Origin of the sequence: Abyssisolibacter fermentans, assembly GCF_001559865.1 — a bacterium.
GTDB classification, from domain to species: domain Bacteria; phylum Bacillota; class Clostridia; order Tissierellales; family MCWD3; genus Abyssisolibacter; species Abyssisolibacter fermentans.
On sequence record NZ_LOHE01000075.1, the window covers coordinates 40,424 to 46,822 of the forward strand.

The 6,399-nt window shown below is 30.2% G+C and carries 6 protein-coding genes, 1 pseudogene and 1 other annotated feature; of the genes and pseudogenes, 6 read left to right on the forward strand and 1 reads right to left on the reverse strand.

The window, feature by feature from the left end:
- Positions 1-8: 8 nt before the first annotated feature.
- Positions 9-857: a 16S rRNA (cytidine(1402)-2'-O)-methyltransferase gene (rsmI, locus tag AYC61_RS14650; protein ID WP_066503978.1), complete on the forward strand. Its 849-nt coding sequence runs from the start codon at positions 9-11 to the stop codon at positions 855-857.
- A 127-nt stretch (positions 858-984) separates the two neighbouring features.
- Here rsmI and AYC61_RS14655 read toward each other — a convergent pair whose 3' ends face one another.
- A complete protein-coding gene (locus AYC61_RS14655) occupies positions 985-1,221 on the reverse strand; it encodes an AbrB/MazE/SpoVT family DNA-binding domain-containing protein (RefSeq protein WP_066503980.1) in 237 nt (78 codons plus the stop codon).
- Between the two features lie 325 nt (positions 1,222-1,546).
- Between AYC61_RS14655 and AYC61_RS14660 the strand changes: the two genes are divergently transcribed.
- The 5 genes and pseudogenes from AYC61_RS14660 to AYC61_RS21715 form a co-directional block, all read left to right on the forward strand.
- The gene (locus AYC61_RS14660; RefSeq protein WP_066503982.1) at positions 1,547-2,122 is read left to right on the forward strand and encodes a nucleoside recognition domain-containing protein; all 576 of its coding nucleotides are present in this window, start codon (positions 1,547-1,549) and stop codon (positions 2,120-2,122) included.
- Positions 2,123-2,151: 29 nt separating this feature from the next.
- Positions 2,152-2,661: a spore maturation protein gene (locus AYC61_RS14665; RefSeq protein WP_066503983.1), complete on the forward strand. Its 510-nt coding sequence runs from the start codon at positions 2,152-2,154 to the stop codon at positions 2,659-2,661.
- 148 nt (positions 2,662-2,809) lie between these two features.
- Positions 2,810-3,046, forward strand: a binding site (T-box leader).
- 89 nt (positions 3,047-3,135) lie between these two features.
- Positions 3,136-5,103, forward strand: a complete 1,968-nt coding sequence (gene metG, locus AYC61_RS14670) for a methionine--tRNA ligase (protein WP_066503985.1) — start codon at positions 3,136-3,138, stop codon at positions 5,101-5,103.
- 15 nt (positions 5,104-5,118) lie between these two features.
- The gene (locus AYC61_RS14675) at positions 5,119-5,961 is read left to right on the forward strand and encodes a TatD family hydrolase (protein ID WP_338026058.1); all 843 of its coding nucleotides are present in this window, start codon (positions 5,119-5,121) and stop codon (positions 5,959-5,961) included.
- 81 nt (positions 5,962-6,042) lie between these two features.
- Positions 6,043-6,399: pseudogene (locus tag AYC61_RS21715) on the forward strand (hypothetical protein); the annotation flags it as partial.

Consider the following 6,399-nt stretch of genomic DNA (forward strand, 5'->3'; position numbering starts at 1 on the left):
GTGATATTTTGAATGAGTATGGGAAATTACGTATATGTGCAACACCTATTGGTAATCTAAAGGATATAACATATAGGGTAGTTGAAACTTTAAAAGAAGTTGATTTAATAGCAGCAGAAGATACTAGACATACACTAAAGATTTTAAACCATTATGATATAAGAAAGCCTCTTATCAGTTATCATGAGCATAATAAAGCTAAAATTGGTTTGAAGCTCATTGAAAAATTAAAAGCAGGAGTAAACATAGCTTTAGTGTCTGATGCAGGTATGCCTGGAATATCAGATCCTGGGGAAGATTTAATTAGGCTTGCCATAGAAAATAATATACAGGTTGATGCATTACCAGGAGCTAGTGCTTCTATATTAGCACTAGTGTTATCAGGATTTTCAACTAAAAAATTTGTTTTTGAAGGTTTTTTGCCATCGGCTAAGAAAGAAAGGAAAAGAGGATTAGAGAAATTAAAGACAGAGTACAGAACGATAATTCTTTATGAAGCCCCTCATAGATTACTTGACTTATTACAAGATATAAGTAATGTATTAGGAAATAAAAATATAGCTATAGCAAGAGAATTAACCAAAAAGTATCAGGAAATTTGCAGAGGAACTGTTTTAGAGATTATAGAAATTTTTGCAAACAAGAGCATTAAAGGTGAATTTGTAGTGGTAGTAGAAGGTGTTTCTGAAGATGAAATAGCAGCATTTGATAAACAGTTGTGGGATGATATGGATGTAAAAGAACATCTTAGACTGTACATACAAAAAGGTTTTACAAAAAAAGAAGCAATAAAAAAAGTTTCTAAAGAAAGAAAAATCCCCAAAAATATTATTTATAAGGAAAGCATAGATCTATAAAATCAAAACTACTAAAATTTTGTAAAGGTATGTTATAATTTTGTTGGTTAAATATAATTTATATAAATTCAGACAAAAAAATAAAAGAGTTGTAATTTCAACCCTTTCATTTCTAAATAAATTAGTATTATTTAAGTTCTTCTAAACAAGCTGGACAAATATTTTTGCCTTTAAACTGTACAACATCTTTAGCTTGTCCACAGAAGATGCAAGCTGGAGCATACTTTTTAAGTATAATTTGTTCTCCATCCACATAAATTTCAAGTGCATCTTTTACGGCTATATCAAGTGTTCTTCTTAATTCGATAGGAATAACAACTCTTCCTAGCTCGTCTACTTTTCTTACTATACCTGTTGATTTCATATTGACATACCTCCTAATCATTTTCAGTCAAGAATCGACATATTTCACTCACATTAAATATTAGCAGAGATACCAATAAAAGTCAACATTTTTTTTAAAAAAAAGCAATTTTTTTTTATTGTTCAAATAATTTAGCAATTTAAACAAATAAAATGTAATGTGAATACTTATAGAATTATTGCAAATGAAAGGGTGTAGGGTTTTTATCAATTTAATTATTTTTAAGTTTATAGCACAAAAAAATTAATGTTATAAACTTTTAATTATAAAATATATTTAATATATAAATATTTTTTTTGCAATTTAACAAAGGAAGTGTAAAAGCATGATAAATCAAATTTGGTTTTTTTTAATTTTTATCGGAATACTTACGGCACTTGCTACTGGCAACATAAATTGCATTAACGAAGTAATTCTAAATGATACTCAAGAAGCTGTTAAATTTGCAATAAGCTTAACAGGAATAATGGCTATGTGGTTAGGAGTAATGAATATCGCCAAAAAATCTGGTCTAATTGATTCGTTATGTAAATTATTAAAACCTATTACAAAGTTTCTATTTCCTGATATACCTAACAATCATCCAGCTATAAGTTTAATAATAATGAATATGATAACAAACATGTTTGGAGCAGGTAATTCAGCTACAGCATTAGGTATTAAAGCTATGGAAGAGATGAACAAATTAAACCCCTATAAGAAAAGAGCAACAAATGCAATGTGTATGTTTTTAGTAATAAATATGTCGTCTATACAGCTAGTGCCATTAACTGTTTTAAAAATCAGAGCAGATGCAGGAGCCACTAACCCCACTGAAATAATCTCAACAGCATTAATAGCAACTACAGCTTCTACGTTAATAGGAATAATAAGTGTCAAGATTATGGAGAAAAGGAGGTAAATAATATAAAATTTTTTAATATTTTTTCTATGTCCATTATACCATTTATTATATTTACAATATTAATACATGGTTATATAAAAAATATAAATTTATATGAATGTTTTGTAGAAGGAGCAAAAGAAGGGTTTAAAACTACTGTTAGAATTATGCCATACTTAATAGCTGTATTTGTGGCAATAGGAATATTCAAAAGATCATCAGCGATGAATATATTTGTAAGCATATTTACACCAATAACTAAAATTATAGGATTACCAAAAGAATTGATTCCGCTTATAATAATGAGACCTATATCCGGCAGTGGGTCTTTAGCACTTGTCAAAAATATTACATGCACATATGGAGCTGATTCATTTATTGCAAGAGTAGCTGCCACAATGATGGGTTCAGCAGAAACTATATTTTACACAATGGCTATATATTTTGGAGCAATAGGTATAAAAAAATCAAGACATACACTAACAGCTGCTTTACTATCTCATATAGGAGCTATAGCAGCATCATTAATAATATGCAATATATTCTTTGATAAATAAGAATATTATCTAGCTAAATGATTAAAATACAATGTATAGTGTTTTATATAATTATATATTTTATTTTATATTCAATAAAAGTTTAATATAATACTTGACAACGAATGAGTAGTACTGTATATTTATTTTAACTGGTAGTTAAATACAATTATTAACTGTGAAGGGAAGAGTAGATTTAATAGATGTCTTTAGAGAGCCGAGGTAGGTGAAAGTCGGTGACTAAAATTAGATTGAAGATGGCCCCTGAGTTATAAAGCTGAAACTAAGTAGGTTTTGTCGGGTTGCATCCGTTATAAATGCAAGGTTATTATAGTAACTTAGTGAGTATTTTGCTGTGAGGCAGAATAAATTAGAGTGGTACCGCGAGTATAGCTTCGTCTCTATTATTAGAGAGACGGAGCTTTTTTGTTGAAAATTCTATAAATATATTTTATTAAAATTTTAAAGAATAAAATTATCAAGGAGGAGAAAGGAATGGATAAAAAAAATTATTATGTAACAACACCTATATATTATCCAAGTGATAATCTTCATATAGGACATACATACTGTACGGTAGCAGCGGATACAGTAGCTAGATTTAAAAGAGTCATGGGATATGATGTAAAGTTTTTAACAGGAACAGATGAACATGGACAAAAAATTCAAGATGTAGCAGAGAAAAAAGGTCTTACCCCTAAGCAATATCTAGATGGTATTGTAAAAAATATAAAAGATTTATGGGAAACATTAGAGATAAGCTATGATTATTTTATAAGAACAACTGATGAAAAACATGAACAAATTGTACAGAAGATTTTCCAAAAACTATATGACAAAGGGGAGATATACAAAGGAACATATGAAGGACACTATTGTACTCCTTGTGAATCATTTTGGACAGAAAGTCAATTAGTTGATGGTAAATGCCCTGATTGTGGAAGAGAAGTTAAATTAGCAAAAGAAGAAGCATATTTTTTCAAGCTTTCAAAATATCAAGATAGATTAATTAAACTTTACGAAGAAAATCCAGAGTTTCTAGAGCCAGAATCAAGAAGAAATGAAATGTTGAATAATTTCTTAAAACCAGGCTTAGAAGATTTATGTGTTACAAGATCATCTTTTGATTGGGGTGTAAAAGTACCTTTTGATGATAAGCATGTAATCTACGTATGGATAGATGCATTAAGCAATTATATCACCTCATTGGGTTATCTATCAGAAAATGATGAAGATTACAAGAAATTTTGGCCAGCAAATGTACATTTAGTTGGAAAAGAAATAGTAAGATTCCATGCTATTATATGGCCTGCATTATTAATGGCATTAGATATAGAGCTTCCTAAAAAAATATTTGGTCATGGATGGATTTTATTTGAAAATGATAAAATGTCAAAATCAAAAGGAAATGTAATGTATCCAGAACCATTGATTAACCTATATGGTATAGATTCATTGAAGTACTTTTTATTAAGAGAATTTTCATTTGGTAGTGATGGCTCATTTTCAAGAGAAAAATTCCTCAAAAGAATTAATTCTGATTTAGCAAATGATTTAGGTAATCTTGTAAGTCGAACTGTTGCTATGGTAGATAAATACAATGGTGGTATAATTCCAGAACCTAAATTGACAGGAGAATATGATGAAAGTCTTAAAGAATTGGCTTTATCAACACCAAGTATAGTAGAGAAAAATATGGATGCATTTAATTTCAGTATTGCATTAGAGAATATATGGAGATTAATATCAAGAACAAATAAATATATAGATGAAACTATGCCATGGGTACTAGCAAAAGACGAAAATCAAAAAGATAGATTAGATACAGTATTATATAATTTATGCGAATCACTAAGAATCATATCAGTACTTATAAGACCAATTATGGAGAAAACTTCTAACAGTATATGGAGGCAATTAGGTATAGATAATGGTGCAGGTACAGATTGGTTATCATTATTTAAATGGGAAGGATTACAAACAGGAACTAAAGTAAGAAAAGAAGCGCCATTATTCCCTAGACTAGATGTAGAAAAAGAACTTGTAAGATTGGATAAAGAAAACAAGAAATTTATAGAATTAAGATATGGCAAAAAGGCAGAAGAAAAACCAGAAAAAGAAGAAGAACTAAAAGAAGAAGAATATATTACAATAGATGATTTTGACAAAATAGATTTGAGAATAGCAGAAGTAATAGAAGCTAAAAAGCATCCGAATGCTGATAAATTATTTGTATTACAGTTGAGTGTAGGTGATGAAAAAAGACAGGTTGTATCAGGAATAGCTAAATACTACAAACCTGAAGATTTAGTAGGTAAAAAACTTATCTTAGTAGCAAACCTTAAACCTATTAAATTAAGAGGAATAGAATCTCATGGAATGATTTTAGCAGCTAGTAAAGGTAAAAAATTAACACTAGCTTCAGTATTAGAAGATATAAAAAGTGGTGCAGCAGTTAAGTAAGGTATAAATGTAAGCGTGTCTCAAAATGCAGGATTATGTACTATAATTAGTCATTTTGAGACAGCTTTGTTTAAAATATTAGGAGTGATAAACATGCTTATAGATAGTCATGCACATTTAGATGACAGCCGTTTTGATAAAGATAGAGAGCAGTTAATAAAAGATTTAGGTAATAATAATATTGAATTAATTATAAATCCAGGTTCAGACGTAGCTACCTCAGTAAAAGCTGTTTCGTTGGCACAAAAACACGAAAATATATATGCAGCAATTGGAGTTCATCCACATGAAGTTGAGGATATGGAAGATGAAACAATAGAGTTGTTAAGAAGTCTAAGTAAAAAAGACAAAGTAGTAGCTATAGGTGAGATTGGTCTTGATTATTATTATGACAATTCTCCAAGAGAGTTACAAAAGAAATGGTTTAGAGAACAAATAAAATTGGCAAAAGAATTAGATTTGCCCATAATAATACATGATAGAGATGCGCATCAAGATACGTATGACATAATAAAAGAGCTAAAGGATGATAGCCTCAGAGGAGTACTCCATTGTTATTCAGGAGGAGTAGAACTAGCAAGAGAATTCATAAAATTAGGTTTTTATATATCTTTTGCAGGGCCAATTACATTTAAAAATGCAAAGGTATCTAAACTAGTTGCTAAAGAAATCCCTTTAGAAAAAATGTTGATAGAAACAGATTCGCCATATTTAACACCACATCCACATAGAGGAAAACGTAACGAGCCGTTATATGTTAGATTTGTGGCTGGAGAGATAGCTCAGTTGAAAGGCATATCATTTGAAGAAGTAATGAATATAACAAACAAAAATGCGAGAGAATTATTTGGTATTTAAAGATTAAAATCACTTTATATCATTTACTACATATAATGATTATAAGTAGAATGAAGGGCAAATGCCTATAGGAGTGATTAAATGAGAAGTGAAAACAGAGAGATGCCTTCAGCAGAACGTCCCATAGAAGAAGTATATCCAGTAAAACCAATAATACCAAAACCAATACCAAAACCAATGCCAAAACCAATACTAAAACCAAAACCATGTCCACCACAACCATGCACACCAAAATATAGTATGCCCATTAATCCAATGTGTGCGTTTGTAATCTACATGTGCCCAATGCATTGTATGTCAGGGATGATGCCAGGAATGTCAGGGATGATGCCAGGAATGCCAGGGATGATGCCAGGAATGTCAGGGATGATGCCAGGAATGCCAGGGATGATGCCAGGAATGCCAGGGATGATGCCAGGAATGCCAGAAATGATGCTC

Excerpts from the sequence above, each read along its gene's own strand:
- AYC61_RS14655 (WP_066503980.1), bottom strand. The coding sequence starts at position 1,221 with ATGAAATCAACAGGTATAGTAAGAAAAGTAGACGAGCTAGGAAGAGTT.
- AYC61_RS14660 (WP_066503982.1), top strand. The coding sequence starts at position 1,547 with ATGATAAATCAAATTTGGTTTTTTTTAATTTTTATCGGAATACTTACG.
- AYC61_RS14665 (WP_066503983.1), top strand. The coding sequence starts at position 2,152 with ATGTCCATTATACCATTTATTATATTTACAATATTAATACATGGTTAT.
- metG (WP_066503985.1), top strand. The coding sequence starts at position 3,136 with ATGGATAAAAAAAATTATTATGTAACAACACCTATATATTATCCAAGT.